Annotated in this window: 15 protein-coding genes and 4 tRNA genes; 4 read left to right on the top strand and 15 right to left on the bottom strand. The window is 55.4% G+C overall.

What is annotated here, in order from left to right:
• Positions 1 to 110 precede the first annotated feature (110 nt).
• From hemC to hemY, 4 genes are read left to right on the top strand one after another with little or no spacing between them, the layout of a single operon-like run.
• Positions 111 to 1052, top strand: a complete 942-nt coding sequence (gene hemC / locus L3069_RS00920; RefSeq protein WP_038415042.1) for a hydroxymethylbilane synthase — start codon at positions 111 to 113, stop codon at positions 1050 to 1052.
• Positions 1049 to 1789, top strand: a complete 741-nt coding sequence (gene hemD / locus L3069_RS00915) for a uroporphyrinogen-III synthase (RefSeq protein WP_038415041.1) — start codon at positions 1049 to 1051, stop codon at positions 1787 to 1789. The genes hemC and hemD overlap by 4 nt, the downstream gene beginning before the upstream one ends.
• A gap of 20 nt (positions 1790 to 1809) precedes the next feature.
• On the top strand, positions 1810 to 3003 hold the full coding sequence (gene hemX, locus L3069_RS00910) for a uroporphyrinogen-III C-methyltransferase (protein WP_038415040.1): 1194 nt from the start codon (positions 1810 to 1812) through the stop codon (positions 3001 to 3003).
• A gap of 2 nt (positions 3004 to 3005) precedes the next feature.
• The gene (gene hemY, locus L3069_RS00905) at positions 3006 to 4205 is read left to right on the top strand and encodes a protoheme IX biogenesis protein HemY (protein WP_032622057.1); all 1200 of its coding nucleotides are present in this window, start codon (positions 3006 to 3008) and stop codon (positions 4203 to 4205) included.
• Between the two features lie 538 nt (positions 4206 to 4743).
• Here hemY and L3069_RS00900 read toward each other — a convergent pair.
• The 15 genes from L3069_RS00900 to wecA all read right to left on the bottom strand — a co-directional run bounded on the left by L3069_RS00900 (position 4744) and on the right by wecA (position 17744).
• Positions 4744 to 4820, bottom strand: a tRNA-Pro gene (locus L3069_RS00900).
• Positions 4821 to 4864: 44 nt separating this feature from the next.
• Positions 4865 to 4951 (bottom strand) — tRNA-Leu (locus tag L3069_RS00895).
• Between the two features lie 21 nt (positions 4952 to 4972).
• Positions 4973 to 5048, bottom strand: a tRNA-His gene (locus L3069_RS00890).
• Between the two features lie 67 nt (positions 5049 to 5115).
• Positions 5116 to 5192, bottom strand: a tRNA-Arg gene (locus L3069_RS00885).
• Between the two features lie 102 nt (positions 5193 to 5294).
• A complete protein-coding gene (locus L3069_RS00880) occupies positions 5295 to 6680 on the bottom strand; it encodes an amino acid permease (RefSeq protein ID WP_023305225.1) in 1386 nt (461 codons plus the stop codon).
• A gap of 197 nt (positions 6681 to 6877) precedes the next feature.
• The gene (gene wecG, locus L3069_RS00875) at positions 6878 to 7618 is read right to left on the bottom strand and encodes a lipopolysaccharide N-acetylmannosaminouronosyltransferase (RefSeq protein WP_015570015.1); all 741 of its coding nucleotides are present in this window, start codon (positions 7616 to 7618) and stop codon (positions 6878 to 6880) included.
• Positions 7619 to 7630: 12 nt separating this feature from the next.
• Complete coding sequence (wzyE, locus tag L3069_RS00870; RefSeq protein ID WP_017693948.1) at positions 7631 to 8983, bottom strand: ECA oligosaccharide polymerase; 1353 nt, start codon at positions 8981 to 8983, stop codon at positions 7631 to 7633.
• The gene (locus L3069_RS00865; protein ID WP_038415039.1) at positions 8980 to 10059 is read right to left on the bottom strand and encodes a TDP-N-acetylfucosamine:lipid II N-acetylfucosaminyltransferase; all 1080 of its coding nucleotides are present in this window, start codon (positions 10057 to 10059) and stop codon (positions 8980 to 8982) included. Before L3069_RS00865 ends, wzyE begins: the two co-directional genes overlap by 4 nt.
• Positions 10056 to 11306, bottom strand: a complete 1251-nt coding sequence (gene wzxE, locus L3069_RS00860) for a lipid III flippase WzxE (protein WP_023299037.1) — start codon at positions 11304 to 11306, stop codon at positions 10056 to 10058. The genes L3069_RS00865 and wzxE overlap by 4 nt, the downstream gene beginning before the upstream one ends.
• A gap of 1 nt (position 11307) precedes the next feature.
• A complete protein-coding gene (gene rffA / locus L3069_RS00855; protein WP_038415037.1) occupies positions 11308 to 12438 on the bottom strand; it encodes a dTDP-4-amino-4,6-dideoxygalactose transaminase in 1131 nt (376 codons plus the stop codon).
• 4 nt (positions 12439 to 12442) lie between these two features.
• Positions 12443 to 13120 (bottom strand): dTDP-4-amino-4,6-dideoxy-D-galactose acyltransferase, encoded by a 678-nt coding sequence (gene rffC / locus L3069_RS00850; protein ID WP_038415036.1) that lies wholly within the window; start codon positions 13118 to 13120, stop codon positions 12443 to 12445.
• Positions 13117 to 14379: a UDP-N-acetyl-D-mannosamine dehydrogenase gene (gene wecC / locus L3069_RS00845; RefSeq protein WP_023299034.1), complete on the bottom strand. Its 1263-nt coding sequence runs from the start codon at positions 14377 to 14379 to the stop codon at positions 13117 to 13119. Before wecC ends, rffC begins: the two co-directional genes overlap by 4 nt.
• On the bottom strand, positions 14376 to 15506 hold the full coding sequence (wecB, locus tag L3069_RS00840) for a non-hydrolyzing UDP-N-acetylglucosamine 2-epimerase (RefSeq protein ID WP_038415035.1): 1131 nt from the start codon (positions 15504 to 15506) through the stop codon (positions 14376 to 14378). The genes wecC and wecB overlap by 4 nt, the downstream gene beginning before the upstream one ends.
• A 56-nt stretch (positions 15507 to 15562) precedes the next feature.
• The gene (wzzE, locus tag L3069_RS00835) at positions 15563 to 16609 is read right to left on the bottom strand and encodes an ECA polysaccharide chain length modulation protein (RefSeq protein ID WP_038415034.1); all 1047 of its coding nucleotides are present in this window, start codon (positions 16607 to 16609) and stop codon (positions 15563 to 15565) included.
• A gap of 13 nt (positions 16610 to 16622) precedes the next feature.
• Positions 16623 to 17744 carry a UDP-N-acetylglucosamine--undecaprenyl-phosphate N-acetylglucosaminephosphotransferase gene (gene wecA / locus L3069_RS00830; RefSeq protein WP_047359830.1) on the bottom strand — a complete coding sequence of 374 codons (1122 nt, stop codon included), beginning with the start codon at positions 17742 to 17744 and terminating at the stop codon, positions 16623 to 16625.
• Positions 17745 to 17917: the final 173 nt, after the last annotated feature.

Raw genomic sequence — 17917 nt, 5'->3', positions numbered from 1 at the left:
GGCTGACGCGAACGCCGCCCTGTCCCTCTCACTCTTCATCAACCGTAAAACTGCCATCCGAGTGTCAACAATGTTAGGATGGTTAGCGATTGATAATGACGGTAACAAGCATGTTAGACAATGTTTTGAGAATTGCCACACGCCAAAGTCCTCTTGCGCTCTGGCAGGCACATTATGTTAAGCAGCGCCTGGAAGCCTGCCACACCGGATTACGCGTTGAGCTGGTTCCAATGGTCACGCGTGGCGATGTCATTCTTGATACGCCGCTGGCCAAAGTGGGCGGAAAGGGTCTGTTTGTCAAAGAGCTGGAACTGGCATTGCTTGAGAACCGCGCCGATATCGCCGTGCATTCGATGAAGGATGTGCCCGTTGAGTTCCCGGAAGGGCTGGGGCTGGTGACCATCTGCGAGCGCGAGGATCCGCGCGATGCGTTTGTCTCTAATCGCTATGACTCGCTTGATGCGTTGCCGGCAGGCAGCGTGGTCGGCACGTCAAGTTTACGCCGCCAGTGTCAACTGGCTGAACGTCGTCCGGATCTGGTGATTCGCTCGCTGCGCGGGAACGTCGGCACACGCCTTGGCAAGCTGGATAACGGCGACTACGATGCCATTATTCTTGCGGTTGCGGGCCTGAAACGCCTGGGGCTGGAAGAACGTATTCGCGTGGCGTTGCCGCCGGAGCTGTCGCTGCCCGCCGTCGGCCAGGGTGCCGTCGGCATTGAGTGTCGTCTGGATGATGCGCGTACTCAGGCACTGCTCGCGCCGCTGAATCATGACGATACCGCCGTTCGCGTAAAAGCCGAGCGCGCGATGAATACTCGCCTCGAAGGAGGCTGTCAGGTGCCAATTGGCAGCTATGCTGAATTAACTGACGGTGAGCTGTGGCTGCGTGCGCTGGTTGGCGCGCCGGACGGCTCGCAGATGGTTCGCGGTGAACGTCGCGGCAAGCCGCAGGATGCCGAGGCGCTTGGCGTATCGCTGGCGGAAGAGCTGCTGAGTAACGGCGCGCGTGAAATTCTGGCTGAGGTCTATAACGGAGAGCCCCCTGCATGAGCATACTTGTCACCCGCCCTTCTCCCGCAGGAGAGCAGTTAGTGAGCCGTCTGCGCGCACTGGGGCAGGTGGCCTGGAGTTTTCCGTTGATTGAATTCTCCCCCGGTCGCGAGCTGCCTACGCTCGCTGACCAGATGCGTGCCTTGCAGGAAGGTGAGCTGCTCTTTGCGCTATCGCAGCATGCCGTGGAATTTGCCCATGCGCAGCTGCAACAGCAGGGCGTTAAATGGCCCCACGCACCCCGCTATTTCGCCATCGGGCGCACCACGGCGCTGGCCTTACATACCGCGAGCGGAATCGATGTTCGTTACCCGTTAGATCGGGAAATCAGCGAAGTCTTGCTACAATTACCTGAATTACAAACTATTGCCGGAAAGCGTGCGCTCATTTTGCGCGGCAACGGTGGCCGCGAACTGCTGGGCGAAACGCTGCGCGAACGCGGCGCAGACGTGACGTTTGTGGAGTGCTATCAGCGCTGTGCGAAACACTATGATGGCGCGGAAGAAGCCATGCGCTGGCACGCGCGCGGCATTAATACGCTGGTGGTTACCAGCGGTGAAATGTTACAACAGCTTTGGTCGCTGATTCCGCTTTGGTATCGCGAAAACTGGTTACTCCGCTGTCGGCTTCTGGTCGTCAGCGAGCGTCTGGCGAACCACGCCCGGGAACTGGGCTGGCAGGATATTCGGATCGCTGATAACGCCGACAACGATGCGCTGCTGCGCGCATTACAATAACTCTCAAATGGGAAGCCATAATGACGGAACACGAAAAATCCTCCGCCGTGGTTGAAGAGACCAGGGAGACTGTGGACACCACGTCACAGCCAGAGACGACAGACAAAACCGTTGAGAAGAAAAACGGCAGCAATAAAACCAGCCTCACGCTGAGCGTGATTGCCATCGCGATTGCGCTGGCCGCAGGCGTGGGTCTCTACGGACTGGTGAAGAAACAAGGCACCAACCAGACGGCCACCAGCGACGCGCTGGTTAACCAAATCACCGCCCTACAGAAAGCGCAGGAGACGCAAAAAGCTGAGCTGGAAGGCGTGATCAAACAGCAGGCTGCCGCCCTCGCCGACGCGAACAGCAAACGTGAAGAGTTGACCAAACAGCTGAGCGAAGTGCAGGAGAAAGTCGCCACGATTTCGGGAACCGATGCCAAAACCTGGCTACTCTCACAGGCCGATTTTCTGGTGAAGCTGGCCGGGCGCAAGCTCTGGAGCGATCAGGATGTCACCACCGCCGCCGCGCTGCTGAAAAGCGCCGACGCAAGCCTGGCCGATATGAACGATCCGAGCCTCATCAACGCACGCCGCGCTATTACGGAAGATATCGCCAGCCTGTCTGCGGTTTCTCAGGTCGACTATGACGGTATCATCCTTAAGGTAAATCAGCTCTCAAACCAGATTGATAACCTTCAGCTGGCCGATAACAACGATGATGACTCCCCGATGGATTCTGACGGCACCGAGCTTTCCAGCTCCCTGAGCGAATGGCGTATCAACCTGCAAAAGAGCTGGCAGAACTTTATGGACAGCTTTATTACCATTCGCCGCCGCGATGAAACTGCCGTGCCGCTGCTGGCACCGAACCAGGATGTCTATCTGCGCGAAAACATTCGCTCCCGCCTGCTGGTGGCTGCCCAGGCCGTACCACGTCACCAGGAAGAGACCTACAAACAGGCGCTGGATAACGTTTCAACGTGGGTACGTGCTTACTACGATACCAATGACGCAACCACGACCGCGTTCCTGGAGGATATCGACAAGCTGAGCCAGCAAAACATCACCATGAACGTGCCGGACAAGCTGGAAAGCCAGCCGATTCTGGAGAAGATCATGCAGACGCGCGTGCGTAACCTGCTGGCCCAGCCGGGCGTTCCGGCAGAGCGCCCGGCTGAAGCACCTGCCGCCGCGCCAGCGTCTGAAAGCGCGCCGCAAGGAGAGTGATGATGCTAAAAGTCTTCTTACTCTTCATCCTGCTGATCGCCGGAATTGTACTGGGGCCGATGCTCGCGGGTCACCAGGGTTACGTATTGATCCAGACCGATAACTACAACGTCGAAACCAGCGTGACAGGGTTGGTGATCATCCTTATCCTGGGTGTGGTCGTCCTGCTGGCAGTGGAATGGATCCTGCGTCGGATTTTCCGTACCGGGGTTCACACGCGCGGCTGGTTCGTTGGCCGTAAGCGCCGTCGCGCCCGTAAGCAGACCGAGCAAGCGTTGCTGAAGCTGGCCGAAGGCGACTATCAGCAGGTTGAAAAGCTGATGTCGAAAAATGCCGACCATGCAGAACAGCCGGTTGTTAACTATCTGCTGGCCGCTGAGGCGGCGCAACAGCGAGGCGATGAGGCCCGCGCCAATCAGCATCTCGAACGCGCGTCTGAGCTCTCAACTAAGGATCCGATTCCGGTTGAGATCACCCGCGTTCGTCTGCAACTGGCGCGCAATGAAAACCATGCCGCACGTCACGGCGTTGACCGTCTGCTGGAAATTACCCCTCGTCATCCGGAAGTGCTGCGTCTTGCGGAGCAGGCATACATTCGGACAGGTGCCTGGGGTTCACTGCTGGACATTATCCCTTCCATGGCGAAAGCCGACGTGGGCGATGATGAACATCGTGATGAACTTCAGCGTCTGGCCTGGATTGGCCTGATGGATCAGGCGCGCGCCGATCTTGGCAGCGACGGCCTGAAAACCTGGTGGAAAAACCAGAGCCGCAAAACGCGCCAGCAGGTTCCCCTTCAGGTGGCGATGGCAGAACATCTGATTGAGTGTGACGACCATGACACCGCGCAGGAGATCCTTCTCGACGGTCTCAAGCGACAGTATGATGACCGCCTGGTGATGGTCATCCCGCGTCTGAAAACCAACAATCCGGAACAAATAGAAAAAGCATTGCGCCAGCAGATCAAAACCGTGGGCGATCGTCCGCTGCTGTGGAGTACGCTTGGCCAGTCTTTGATGAAACACGGCGAGTGGCAGGAGGCGAGTCTGGCCTTCCGCGCTGCGCTGAAGCAACGCCCGGACGCATTTGATTACGCCTGGCTTGCTGATTCGCTGGACAAGCAGCACAAGCCGGAAGAGGCCGCAGCCATGCGGCGTGATGGGCTTCTGCTTACGCTACACAATAACGGAACGCAGCAGTAATTATCCAGGAGGCCAGATGGCCTCCTTTTTTGTACCCATAAAAAAACACCTGCTATAAAAGCAGGCGTTAAAACAGGTCTGTAAGACAACATATTGGTGCTTCACTCAACGTTATGTCCATGGTGTTTGATGAGGCCGAAGCGACATCTGTCAGTGGACGATAAGCACCGTAAACGGCTCTGCGTCATTCCTGAGTTTATGAGGCCGTAGGGCGAACATAAGAGATGGAATGAGCATCTACACGCATATTATTGCATGTAATGTGCCAGGTTTACACGCATAACTTTTACATCGCGCAACATTTTAAGATAAAAGGAAATTATGTTGTTAAGAGCCGCCTTACGCCATACAAACTCGCGCTAAGGGCGGCAATCTGTCGTCACCAGGAGACAGGTTAAGAGAGAAAATAATAAATTCTTTATTATTAAAGGCTTATATGTCGCTGAATCGCGACAAGGATATAGAGTGTTGTCGGGGAATGGCTACAGGATGAAAAAGCGCAGAAAACAAAAAACCCCGCCGAAGCGGGGTTCAAAATTGGTCGGCGAGAGAGGATTCGAACCTCCGACCCACTGGTCCCAAACCAGTTGCGCTACCAAGCTGCGCTACTCGCCGATGTACTGCTTTTTTGAATTTTTAGTTCAACTCATTAAAAGTCGTGGTGCGAGGGGGGGGACTTGAACCCCCACGTCCGTAAGAACACTAACACCTGAAGCTAGCGCGTCTACCAATTCCGCCACCTTCGCAATTCACAACTCTTTCAATAATGGGGTGGCTAATGGGATTCGAACCCACGACAACTGGAATCACAATCCAGGGCTCTACCAACTGAGCTATAGCCACCACTGTATTCTTTCACGCGGTTCTGACTACTTCTCAGACCACCGCAGCTCTAGCGCCGGGACTAAAATGGCGCGCCCGACAGGATTCGAACCTGAGACCTCTGCCTCCGGAGGGCAGCGCTCTATCCAGCTGAGCTACGGGCGCTTAGCGCCGTTGCGGGGCTGGATATTACGTACCTCCGACCCCGCTGTCTAGTGCTTTTTTGAAAAAAATGCGCGTTTGGTTATGGTTTGCACATTTTGCCGCTTATTCCTCCACTTTATGGGCGGAGCCACGGCGACCCAGGCCAAAAAGTTTATAAGCAGCTGTGACGGCAGCCAGGAAGATCATCCCGACAAACAGCGACATGCGGGTATCTTCATTAAAGTACATTCCAATTAATACGCAAATCAGGAACGCCATCGTCAAATAGTTCGCATACGGGAACAGAATGGAACGGAATGGATGGCTGGCGATCGCTTCTTTGTGCGCCTGTCGGAAACGCAGCTGGCTAATCAAAATGACAAACCACGGTACCATCCCCGGCAGCACGCTGGCGCTATAAACATAAACAAACACGCGCTGCGGATTCGGGATGATGTAGTTCAGGCAAGAGCCAATCAGCAGAATCACAATCGACACCGCTACGCCCGCCACCGGTACACCCACGCGGGAGACTTTACCCATCACCGCCGGCAGCTGTTTGTTTTGCGAGAGCGCGTAAAGCATACGCCCACAGCTGTACATTCCGCTGTTACAGCCGGAGAGCGCCGCCGTCAGCACCACAAAGTTGATAATGGCGGCTGCCGCCGTGATGCCAATCTTAGCGAAGGTTAAGACAAACGGGCTGCCGGTGGTGCCGATCTCGTTCCATGGGAAAATGGTCACGATAACGAAGATCGCGCCCACATAGAAAATCAGGATACGCCACAGCACCTTGCCTACCGCGCTACGCAGCGTGACCTGCGGGTTTTTCGCCTCACCTGCGGTAATGCCGATCAGCTCAACGCCCTGATAGGAGGCGACAACGATACAGAGCGCCGTCAGAAAGCCCTTCCAGCCCCCCGCAAAGAAGCCGCCGTGCCCGGTCAGGTTACCAAAACCGATAGCGTGCCCGCCGTTACCGAAGCCAAAGAAGATGACCCCAAGGCCAACGACAATCATCACGATGATGGTGGTGACTTTGATCATCGCAAACCAGAACTCGATTTCGCCGTAAAGACGAACGGCGGCAAGGTTCGCCAGCGCCACCAGCCCTACGGCAATAAGCGCGGGTATCCACTGGGCCATCTCCGGGAACCAGAACTGCACGTAGACCCCGATGGCGGTGATCTCCGAAATCCCCACGGCCATCCACATAAACCAGTACGACCAGGCCGTGAGATAACCAAAGAACGGGCTCATATACCGGTGGGCGTAAACGGCGAAAGAGCCCGTCACCGGCTCCAGGAACAGCATTTCGCCCATTGAGCGCATGATGAAGAAGACGAACAGTCCGGCAATAATATACGCCAGCAGGACGGAAGGCCCCGCCCACTTCAGCGTGCTTGCCGAGCCCATAAACAGGCCAACGCCGATAGTCCCGCCCAGCGCGATCAGTTCAATATGTCGAGCTTCCAGCCCACGCTGAAGCTCCGGTTTTTTCTCTGCCATAATTCCTCGGTTGTGTTTGCTGTTTCCCGACTTGTTGCCGGGTATTGTTTTGAGGGGTACTGAAATACGGAGCGAATGGTTTCTTAAATTCTGGCAAATGGCAAACAATGCATTAAAAAAATGAATGCATTGCACATAAACTCAGCAGTTTTGCGGGGGGCGTTGCAGCGCGAACAGCAGATCGCGCTGCATATTGATTACATTTTCCCGGTGTAGTGCCAGGCGAGGTAGCGCAGAAGGCGAATCTGTCGTTTTATACGCGTCGGTTGGGAGAGCAGGCGGTAGAGCCACTCCAGCCCCAGATTTTGCCAGACTTTGGGCGCACGCTTAACGTGGCCGGTAAAGACGTCGTAGGTGCCGCCAACGCCCATATAAAGCGCATCCGGGCTGACCAGACGGCAATCGCGCATCAGTATTTCCTGGCGCGGCGACCCCATAGCGACAGTGACAATTTTCGCCCCGCTGTCGCGCACGCGCTCATATAACGCCTGGCGATCTTCCGGCCTGAAATAGCCATCCTGGCTGCCCACTATGTTAACATTCCACTGGCTACGCAGCTTTTGTTCGGTCTGCGCCAGCACCTCTGGCTTGCCGCCGATCAAAAATACCGGCGTGCCTTCAGCGCCTGCGCGCTCCATAAGCCGCTCCCAAAGGTCAGCACCCGCCACGCGAGACACATTAGCGTCTGGAAACTTTTTACGAATTGAACGTACCACGCTAATACCGTCTGCGTATTTAAACTCCGCGGCTTCAATCAGGCTTTTCACTTCCGCATTATCTTCAACCGCCAGCATTTTTTCTGCGTTGATGGCCACCAGCGTGCCCGACTTCATCTGCCCGTCCGCGAACAGAAAATCCAGCGCGTGCTGCATGTCACGCCAGCCAATCAGCTGTAGCCCGCGCAGTGCATAACGCGGGGCTGAAGTTGTATCCGTCATGATAATCCCTACTCAGACTTGCGACAGCGTTGTGCTGCCCTGTGGCTCACGTCTGTGCACAAGCCCTGCACTGTCAAACAACCAGTACAGCAGTTTTGCCAGCAGCAGACAGAGTCCGAAAACGACCATAAAGAACACCACGCGTGAGACGAATGAATCCAGCCCCTCGCGCGCCAGAACGATCATATTGAAAATGGCACCGAAACAGAAACTGTGCAAAACAGCGGCTTTGTAGCGGTTGGTCTCTTCGTTACCCAGCGTATATAGCCAGTCGAACCATTTTATTATCAGCCCTACCGCGATCGCGCCAGGCAGGATAAACCACGTTCCGCCCATCACTACCAGCGAGCCAATCAGGGTTGGGGAAATCGCCAGACCCGAATGGTTGTTCAGCACTTCCCAGGTGAAGTAGTTCGCCGTGTTCAGGACAATGCCGGGACGATCGGGCCACAGCCACGTCGGTATAAAGACATAGAAATCGCGAACAATCGGCGCCAGCCCCTGGAATTCGATCTTGTCGTAGTTTTGCAGCAGTAATGCCAGGTTTTCCCACGGCGAGAAGGTGTCGCGCGTCAGATACAGGAAGGTGTAAAACGCTTCGTCGCCGGCCACGTTCAGCCCGTAGCGCTTCAGCGCCAGCCAGAACATCCCCACAATGCCAAAGACGCCTGCCGCCGCCAGCATCCACAGCGAGATCCAGCCGCGAATAATGCCGATAAACAGGAAAATCGCGAAGGCGATAATGATGTTGGCGCGGGTGCCGCCGACGATCATGTAGGTCAGAATGCCAAATGCGACGGTGCTGACCAGGAAGAACAGCCAGGCTTTGCTGTCCTGACGCAGGAAAAAGACCACCAGCATCGCCGGGATAAAGAAATAGAAGAAACGCTTGAGCGCGACGCCGGAGACTTCGGCGGAGAAAATCTGGCTATAGGACTGCAACTTAAACAGTAAAAAGCCGTTATGCATGAAGAAAATCGCCACGCTGACGAGGGCGATAGTCATCAGCATAACCCACGTCAGATGGGTTTCTACCCGGTTCATGGTAAACAGCGGACGACGGGGGGTGGTGTCTTTTGCCGCGCGCAGGCGCGTTTTATAAGTGACGTAGTACACCGCGTAGAAGCAGGTCGCAGAGAGCAGCGCCTGCAACAAGATTTCCGGCGGCGCGACGCCAACATCAAAGCGGAACACGAGGATGCTGGTCAGCGGGAAGCCAAAGAAAAAGGTCAGCAAAAACAGCAGCGAGAAGAATACGTTGAAGTTAAAACGTACCCGCCGGAATTCAAACCAGGTGAGCGTGGCGATAAACAGCGTGCTCAGCAGCCAGACCACCAGCAAGCCGCTAAACTGCAACTGGCTCATGCGTTGTCTCCTGAAGCAATACGCAGCGCGCGGTGCCACGGCGTGAGGTAGTTCGGGCTGAAAAAGTCGATGCTATTTTTATCCACCAGCGTGAGCTGACGCTGCGCTTCCCGTACCACCTCGACATTAAGCGTGTCAGAGGTAAACAGCACCGGAATATGCTGCTCGGCCATGTCCTGCCAGAACGGGTTTTCGCGGTTGAGCACGCAGGGTACGCCCGCCTGAATCAGCAGACACAGCGTGCCAATCCCCTGCTGACGGGCAAAGATGAAATAGCCCAGATCGCATTTTCGCAGCAGCGCGAGATAGTCATCAAATTCCAGCTTATCGCTGAGAATGTGCAGGTTTTCCGCGCTAAACAGCGCAAGCCCCTGCTGGCGAACTTCATCGATGTAGGCGTCGTTATTGGCGGGATAGCCCATCGGCACCACCACGTTCACCGTGTCGCCAAACTGCTGATGCACCGCCCTCAGCGCCGCGACATGCTCGTTACTGCGATCGCCGGAATTCCCCACCAGGATGGTCAGCTTGCCCTCTCGAACCGTGTCATTCGCCATGGTGTTCAGCGCCGGATCCATACGGGTCGGGAAATAGAGCAGCTCCCCGCGAACCTTCGGGTGCTGTTTAGCAAAATAGTTGAGATCGCCTCGGGTAGCAAAAACGCAGCCCACGCGCGCCTGCGCCAGACGACGCAGCGGATAGAAAAGTCGGAACTTCCAGCCACGGGAGACTTCGTAGAGATCCGCTCCCCAGATATGCCAGCTGAACTGAGAAGGTTTGATCCCGCCGCTTAACAGCGCCAGCCACAGTCCGGTATTGAACTGTCCATGGAAGAAGAAACGTTGGCTTCGATCCGCTTTGGCTTTAGCAACCACGGCCTTCGTCAGCGCCGCTTTGTCTGGCCAGAAGGTGATATGCAATGCCGGACACGCCGCGCTCAGGCCGCTGTCGCGTCCAACGACCATAAACTCACGCGCATCGGGCGTGCCGGATGCCAGTTCATCGTTGAAGAACCGCAGAACGGTCTGGTTATGATGCGGGATATCCGATCCCAGTATGTGTATCAGTGCAGTCATGCGCGTTTACGCCAAAGTAAAAATACGCCGCAACAGGCAGCGAAATAAACGATATAAGTTGCCATATAGGCCTGCGCCGCCCCCAGCGCACCGTGGGTGGGGATCAGCCAGTGAGAAAATGCCGTTAGCAGCGCAAACTGGCCGATCTCTGCCAGGATATACAACCGCAGCGAAGCCTTCGCAATCACCAGATAGCCGAAAACGTATGCCCCCACTTTCAGCACATCGCCGACCAGTTGCCAGGCAAACAGATCGCGCATGGCGGTAAACTTCGCCGAAAACAGCAGCCAGATGGCGAAATCACGCAGTAACCAGACGGTAAAGCTGGCGATCGCAACGGCCGGCAACACGAAACGCAGGGCGCGAAAAATCTCGCGGGTAATATCCTGCCTGGACGTCAGGCGCGATAAGGTTGGCAGCAAATAGACGCTAAAGGAAGCCGTAATAAATTGGAGGTAAGCATCTGAAATGCTGCTTACGCCCTGCCAGATCCCCACTTCATCCCAGCTGTAATGCGCTGCCAGCAGGTTTCGCATCATCACGTAAGCCACGGGAAGCGTTACCGAAGTGATGAGCGCCATCAGGGTAAACTTTCCTAGCTGCCCCGCCAGCATCTTGTCCCACTGCGGTTTCAGGTAACTCAGCGGGACATTGCCTCTGCGCATCAGCATAAACGCTGCCGGAATGACAACGAGCGCAGGCACCAGCGCCAGCCCCAGCAGCGCGCCTTCATAGCCGCCCAGTCGATAGCAAAAGTAGTAGGCGATAACGCCGATGATGCTGCCGAGGATCAGCGCCAGCGCATTCCCGGCGGCATCACGGAAGCCTTTCATCAGCGCCAGCAGCAGGTTCGCCCAGGCGATGCCCATTTGAACGAACGCCACCAGGCGCACCAGTCCCTGATAGTGCGTGTGTCCGAACAGTCCCTGACTAACAGGTGCCGCCGCCAGCAAAAAGACGATGGCCAGCAACGTAGAGAAGCCCAGCACCATAGCAGAGGAGGTGCCCACCACCGTGCGAAGCTTTTCGGCATCGTCATGATGCTGCGCGACGTATTTGGTGACGCCATTGAATATCCCGGCACCTGCCAGCACGCCAAGCACCGTGACCAGCTGGCGGAAGTTCCCTGCCAGCCCAACGCCTGACGGACCAAATGAGACGGCCAGCAGCTTGACGACCAGTAACCCGGCGCCAATTTTTACTAGCGTGGACGCTGCCGTCCACACCGACGCTTTTGCCAGAGACATATCAGGCGAAATAACTCAGAAGCGAATTGATCACCGTACGCTGGTTCACCGGCGCGAGGTTGTAGAACAGGGGCAGGCGGAGCAGACGTTCGCTCTCTTTGGTGGTGTAGCGGTCTTCACCGGCAAACATCCCGAAGGCTTCGCCAGCCGGGCTGGAGTGCAGCGGAATATAGTGGAATACCGCCATAATTTCCGCCTCTTTCAGCCAGGCAATCAGCTTGCTGCGATCGTCGTTATCGCGCAGCTTGATATAGAACATGTGGGCGTTGTGGATGCAGTCTGCCGGAATGGTCGGCAGTTCAATACGTCCGGCTTTAGCCAGTGGTTCCAGCGCGTCGTAGTAGGTTTGCCACAGGGAGAGGCGTTGCAGATTGATTCGCTCTGCCGCTTCCAGCTGCGCCCAGAGATACGCGGCCTGCAAGTCCGCCATCAGGTAGCTTGAGCCGATATCGCGCCAGGTGTATTTATCCACCTGACCGCGGAAGAACTGGCTGCGGTTGGTCCCTTTTTCACGGATCACTTCCGCACGCTCCACAAGGGCACGATCGTTAATCAGCGTCGCGCCGCCTTCGCCGCCTGCGGTGTAGTTTTTGGTTTCGTGGAAGCTAAAGCAGCCGATATGACCGATGGTTCCCAGCGCGCGACCTTTGTAGGTGGACATCACGCCCTGCGCGGCGTCTTCCACCACGAACAGGTTGTGCTTTTTGGCGATGGCCATAATGGTGTCCATTTCACAGGCCACGCCCGCGTAATGCACCGGAACAATCGCCCGCGTTTTGTCGGTGATCGCCGCTTCAATCAGCGTTTCGTCGATGTTCATGGTATCCGGACGGATATCCACAAACACGATTTTCGCCCCGCGCAGGACAAACGCGTTCGCCGTGGAGACGAAGGTGTAGCTCGGCATGATCACTTCATCGCCGGGCTGAATATCCAGCAGCAGCGCGGCCATTTCGAGCGATGCGGTACAGGACGGCGTCAGCAGCACCTTGGCAGTGTGAAAACGTTGCTCCATCCACTGCTGGCAGCGACGGGTAAAACCACCGTCGCCACAGAGCTTGCCGCTGCCCATAGCCGACTGCATGTAATCAAGTTCAGTGCCCACAACGGGAGGCGCGTTAAATGGAATCATCTTGTCACCTGTATAACCAGTAGGCGGTGGTGTCGATGCTGGCACCACTCGCAATATAACGTTTAAGCGCAGCGGTGTTGCCCATCTGGGTTGCGACCCGCAGCGTCGATACCTGTTGTTGCTCCGCCCAGTGCAGCGCCGCCTGCATGAGTTTTTCGCCCATGCCGCGCCCGGCTAACAAACCGATGCGCGCCTCTTGCTCGTTGAGCCTGCGAAGCGAAACAAAACCCTGAATCTGCCCACCGGCAGTACGGAACACCAGACAGACGTGGTCAAACGTGCCTTTAACCGCATTCTCTATCCACCGGGCATAAAAGCGGCCGCTGTCATCGGGCGCATACCAGGGCGCCCGGAAACGGCTTTGAGCGAAAGCCAGCGCCGCCATCTTGCGCAGCGCGGGGATATCCTGCTCCGTTGCAATTTCCGCGACCGGTGAGCCGTGGCGGGCCACGGTAACAGAGAGATCAACCTCGCCCTCGACCAGCCGGAATCCGTGCTGCTGGAGCGCGTCCAGCAGATCGGCGCGGTCCGCCGGGATCTTAGCCTGTACGCGCTGCCAGGCGCTGAAGTCTGCGTCCTGCAACGCAGGAGCGTTATCGCGCAGACGCACTATCGCTGAGGGGAGCGAAAAAAATACGCTTTCCCACTCAAGGGACTCCAGCACGCCGTTGAGAGTAATCAACGCCAAACGCCCTTAGTATCAACAATATACTGCTGACGCACGGCATCAGCGGAGACCGCTTTAAACGCATTGTGATCCACCAGCAACACCAGCACATCCGCCGTCGCCAGCGCGTCATCCAGTGCGGTAAGGGTGCAGTGACCGGCAAGTTTTGCCGGCAACGCATGAATATTCGGCTCAACCACCAGCGTTTCACCGCTGTGCCAGGCTGCGATCGTTTCGGCAATTTCCATTGCCGGGCTTTCGCGAAGATCGTCAATATTCGGTTTGAATGCCAGACCAAAGCAGGCAATTTTCAGCTCACTGGCACGTTTACCGCTGTCGGCGAGGCAATCCGCCACCGTGGCTTTCACCTGGTTGATAACCCAGTGCGGTTTGTGGTCGTTTACTTCGCGCGCGGTGCGAATCAGGCGCGCCTGTTCCGGATTCTGCGCCACGATAAACCACGGATCGACAGCGATACAGTGCCCACCCACACCCGGCCCCGGCTGAAGGATGTTCACGCGTGGGTGACGATTGGCAAGGCGAACAAGTTCCCAGACGTTAATCCCCTGATCGGCGCAAATCAACGACAGTTCATTCGCAAATGCAATGTTAACATCGCGGAAGCTGTTTTCGGTCAGTTTGCACATCTCGGCGGTGCGGGAGTTGGTCACCACGCATTCGCCTTCAAGGAAGATCTTATACAGCTCGCTGGCGCGCGCGGAGCAGACTGGGGTCATGCCGCCAATCACGCGGTCATTTTTAATCAGTTCCACCATCACCTGGCCTGGCAGTACGCGCTCAGGGCAGTAGGCGATGTTGATATCGGCCTGGTCGCCCGCCTGCTGGGGGAAGCTGAGATCGGGACGCGCCTCGGCCAGCCACTGTGCCATCTGCTCGGTTGCCCCAACAGGTGAAGTGGACTCAAGAATAACCAGTGCCCCTTTCTTCAGCACAGGCGCAATGGATTTTGCCGCCGCCTCGACGTAAACCATGTCAGGCTCGTGATCGCCTTTAAAGGGCGTAGGCACCGCAATCAGGTACGCATCGGCTTCTACCGGCGTGGTGCTGGCGCGCAGGAAGCCACCGTCCACCGCCTTTTTCACCACGCGATCGAGATCGGGCTCCACGATATGAATTTCGCCACGGTTGATGGTTTCTACCGCATGCGCGTTGATATCTACGCCAATAACCTGCTTTTGACGAGAGGCAAAGGCCGCCGCAGTAGGCAGCCCGATATAGCCGAGACCAACAACAGAGATGGTAGTAAAACTCATAGCGTTACCCGATTGTGTTTAAGTGCGTGCAAAATACGTCCACAAGCCTGCCCGTCCCCGTACGGGTTATGGGCACGGCTCATCGCCTGATACTCTTCTTCGTCATGCAGTAAGCGCGTGACCTCTTCGACAATACGACGCGGATCCGTTCCCACCAGACGCACGGTACCGGCAGTGACCGCTTCCGGACGTTCAGTGGTTTCGCGCATCACCAGTACCGGCTTACCGAGGGAAGGCGCCTCTTCCTGAATGCCGCCAGAATCGGTCAGGATCAGCCAGGCGTGGTTCATCAGCCAGACAAATGGCAGATAGTCCTGCGGCTCTATCAGGAGCACGTTTTCCACGTGGCCCAGGATACGGTTGACCGGTTCGCTGACGTTAGGGTTAAGGTGCACCGGATAGACAATCTGCACATCCTCATTCTGCGCGGCGATTTCAGCCAGCGCGTGGCAGATTTGCTCAAAGCCACGGCCAAAACTTTCGCGGCGGTGTCCCGTCACCAGAATCGTTTTCTTGCCGTTGTTCAGGAACGGATAGCGCGCAGCGAGTTCTGCCTGAAGCTCGCTGTTAGCCAGCACGCGGTCACGCACCCAAATCAGCGCATCAATGACCGTATTGCCGGTAACGAAGATTTTGCTGTCGCTGATATTTTCGCGCAGCAGGTTCTGACGTGAGTTCTCGGTTGGCGCAAAATGGTACATCGCCAGGTGACCGGTGAGCGTACGGTTGGCCTCTTCCGGCCACGGGGAATAAAGATTGCCGGTACGCAGCCCCGCTTCGACATGGCCAACAGGGATACGCTGATAGAACGCGGCCAGGCTGGTCGCCACGGTGGTGGTGGTGTCGCCGTGCACCAGCACTACATCCGGCCTGAACGACTCCAGAATAGGCTTTAATTCTTGCAGAATACGGCAGGTGATTTCCGTCAGTCCCTGTCCCGGTTTCATTATATTGAGATCGTAATCCGGGACGATAGAAAAGAGGGTTAAGACCTGATCGAGCATCTCACGGTGCTGGGCAGTCACGCACACTTTCGCTTCAATATCAGGATCTCTGGCCAGCGCATGAACCAGAGGCGCCATCTTGATGGCCTCCGGCCTGGTGCCAAATACGGTTAGTACTTTCACATCGATTCTCTTCGATTAGACGATGAAGGCCGCAGCCTTCATCGTAGACGGCGTTCTTAGTTTGTGCGGCGACGTAATAACGCTACGCCAGCGCCAGTCAGTGCGCCCACAATCCCCCACATGATCATCAGGAATGCGCGACGCGGACTATCGCGTTTTACAGGCTCTTCAGGCGTTCTTAAATAACGATAGGTCTGAAAACGCGGGTCCAGCGTTGGACCGACGTTGAGCGTATTGAGCATGGCGCGGTTTTGGTCGTAATCAAGGTCAAAGTCAGGGCCAACGGCCTGGATATTTTCCAGACGTGCCTGAAGCATTGGGCGACCAAGAAGGAACATTTCTGAATCAGGGAGTTCGTCAGCCGGAACATCCGTTTCGCTACGGGAAATATTGTGCTGTTCCGCAATCTTCAGCGCCTGCTCAATATTATGCACGCGACGGGCGAAGATGGCCTTAGCGACCTCTTCCTGACGTTTGACCTGCGCTTTCATCTGGATAGTTCGCGCAGCCCAGGCGCCTTTCAGCTCGTCATTCAGATGACTGGCCGCACGCTGGCTGGCAAAAGCAACGTACTGACGCAACAGGTTATTGGCGTCAGGCGCCGTTTCCGCAATCAGCTTCACGCTGTCGCTAACGTTACGGAGCACATCGCCAGGCATAAACTGAATGTTGTTGATTAAATCATCCAGCAGCGCGGCATCCGCTTTGCTGTTACCGACCATGCGCTGCTTGTAGTAGTCTGTCTGGGACCAGAAATCGCGACGTGTATCCCACGACGCCAGCTGCATCACAAACTCTTTGTAGGACTCATCCATCACCGAGGCCTGATCCGGGGTCGCCAGATTGGCCTTGATATCAAGATTACGCAGGAATTGCTGCTGGGAGTAGTAGCCTCCAAGCATATTCACCGTTGGTCGGTCTGTGATCGCCGTGGCGCTCCACTCTTGTTTCGCAAAGAAGGTGTAGGCAAGCGCTAACAGCGCGAACCCCAGGCCAATCCCCATAATCCACAGTTTGCCCTGCCATAACACTCGAAACAAACCACGAATATCCAGCTCGTTCTCAGTGCCCACTGATTTCGCTCCCGCCAACGGTTGAGTCATCATAGTCCCGGTTTTACTTAGTTAATGTTGTGTTTTTGCCACTGTTCCGACGCATCCTGCGTTTTAAACGTTTAATAAAACGCGCGACTTTCCATGCACGCTTGATGCAGTAACCGTACATGAAAAATGCTAGCAAGAATAATACCAACATTACCCATTCAGGAATGAAATGAGCGTATTCCGCGGCAACGCCAATCGCAGCCAGAATAGCAGCCGCTAGCGTAATCAGCACAAACGCCTGACGAGACGTGAAGCCGGCGCGCATAATCAGATGATGAATATGCTGCCGGTCCGCAGAAAATGGGCTCATTCCTTTACGCAGACGACGATACATAATCGCCACCATATCCATCAGCGGAATGGCAATGATCCAAAGCGCTGTAACCGGGCTGATTGGATGTGTTTTACCCTGAGTGGTTTCCAATAAGATCCAGATAATAGTGAAACCAATCAATGTGCTACCCGCATCGCCCATAAAGACTTTATAGCGACGGCCCAGCGCGCCAAGATTTAAAAGAATATAGGGCAGAATGGCCGCAATCATAGCAAAACACCACATTGCCAGGCTGTATTGACCATCAAACCATAAGATTATGCCAATGGCAGCAAATGAAACACAAGATAGTCCGCCCAATAAACCATCAATCCCATCTACCATATTAAATGCATTGATGGCGACCCATACGGCAAAGAGTGTAAGGAAGTAACCAAACGGCCCAAGTACCATCTCCCAAGAACCAAAAATGTATCCAAGACTGCTAAGGTGAAGGTTTGCCGCCACCATCATGGCAAGAGCAACTGCAGCCTGCACGAAGGCTCGAATTTTTACACTGATATCGTAGCGATCATCAAGTGCCCCCACAACAACCAGAACAGACGCACAGCACAGGTACAGCCTGGCATGTGGGATATAGTAATCCGCGATAGCAAAAGTGAAAGAAACACCTGCAAAAACGGAGATTCCTCCCACCAAGGGAATCATACCTTGGTGCCGTTTACGGAAGTTAGGTTTGTCCACTAAACCGACATATTTTGCTACCTTACGTGCTAAAAAAAGAAAGCAAGTAGTGAACAAAAAAATACTGGTGAGTTCAGCAAACGTATCGAATAGGTTCACAACGGATGTTCTCAACATATGTTAGTCAAAGAAGTATAACCATGATGGCATCAAGCCAGAAGGCATAAAGCACACCTCTTGCGACCCATTTGTTTATTATTCAAGCTATTAATATTTTTACTGTGCGAATTTTCTTATTGTCGCACCGACCGGTCAAAATTGGGAGTGTGTGGTAATAGCGTATAGTCCAT

The organism is Enterobacter cloacae complex sp. ECL411 (assembly GCF_021869665.1).
Taxonomy (GTDB): Bacteria; Pseudomonadota; Gammaproteobacteria; order Enterobacterales; family Enterobacteriaceae; genus Enterobacter; species Enterobacter intestinihominis.
Note: the sequence above shows the minus strand (reverse complement) of the source record. Positions and strands in the feature narration are given on the sequence as shown.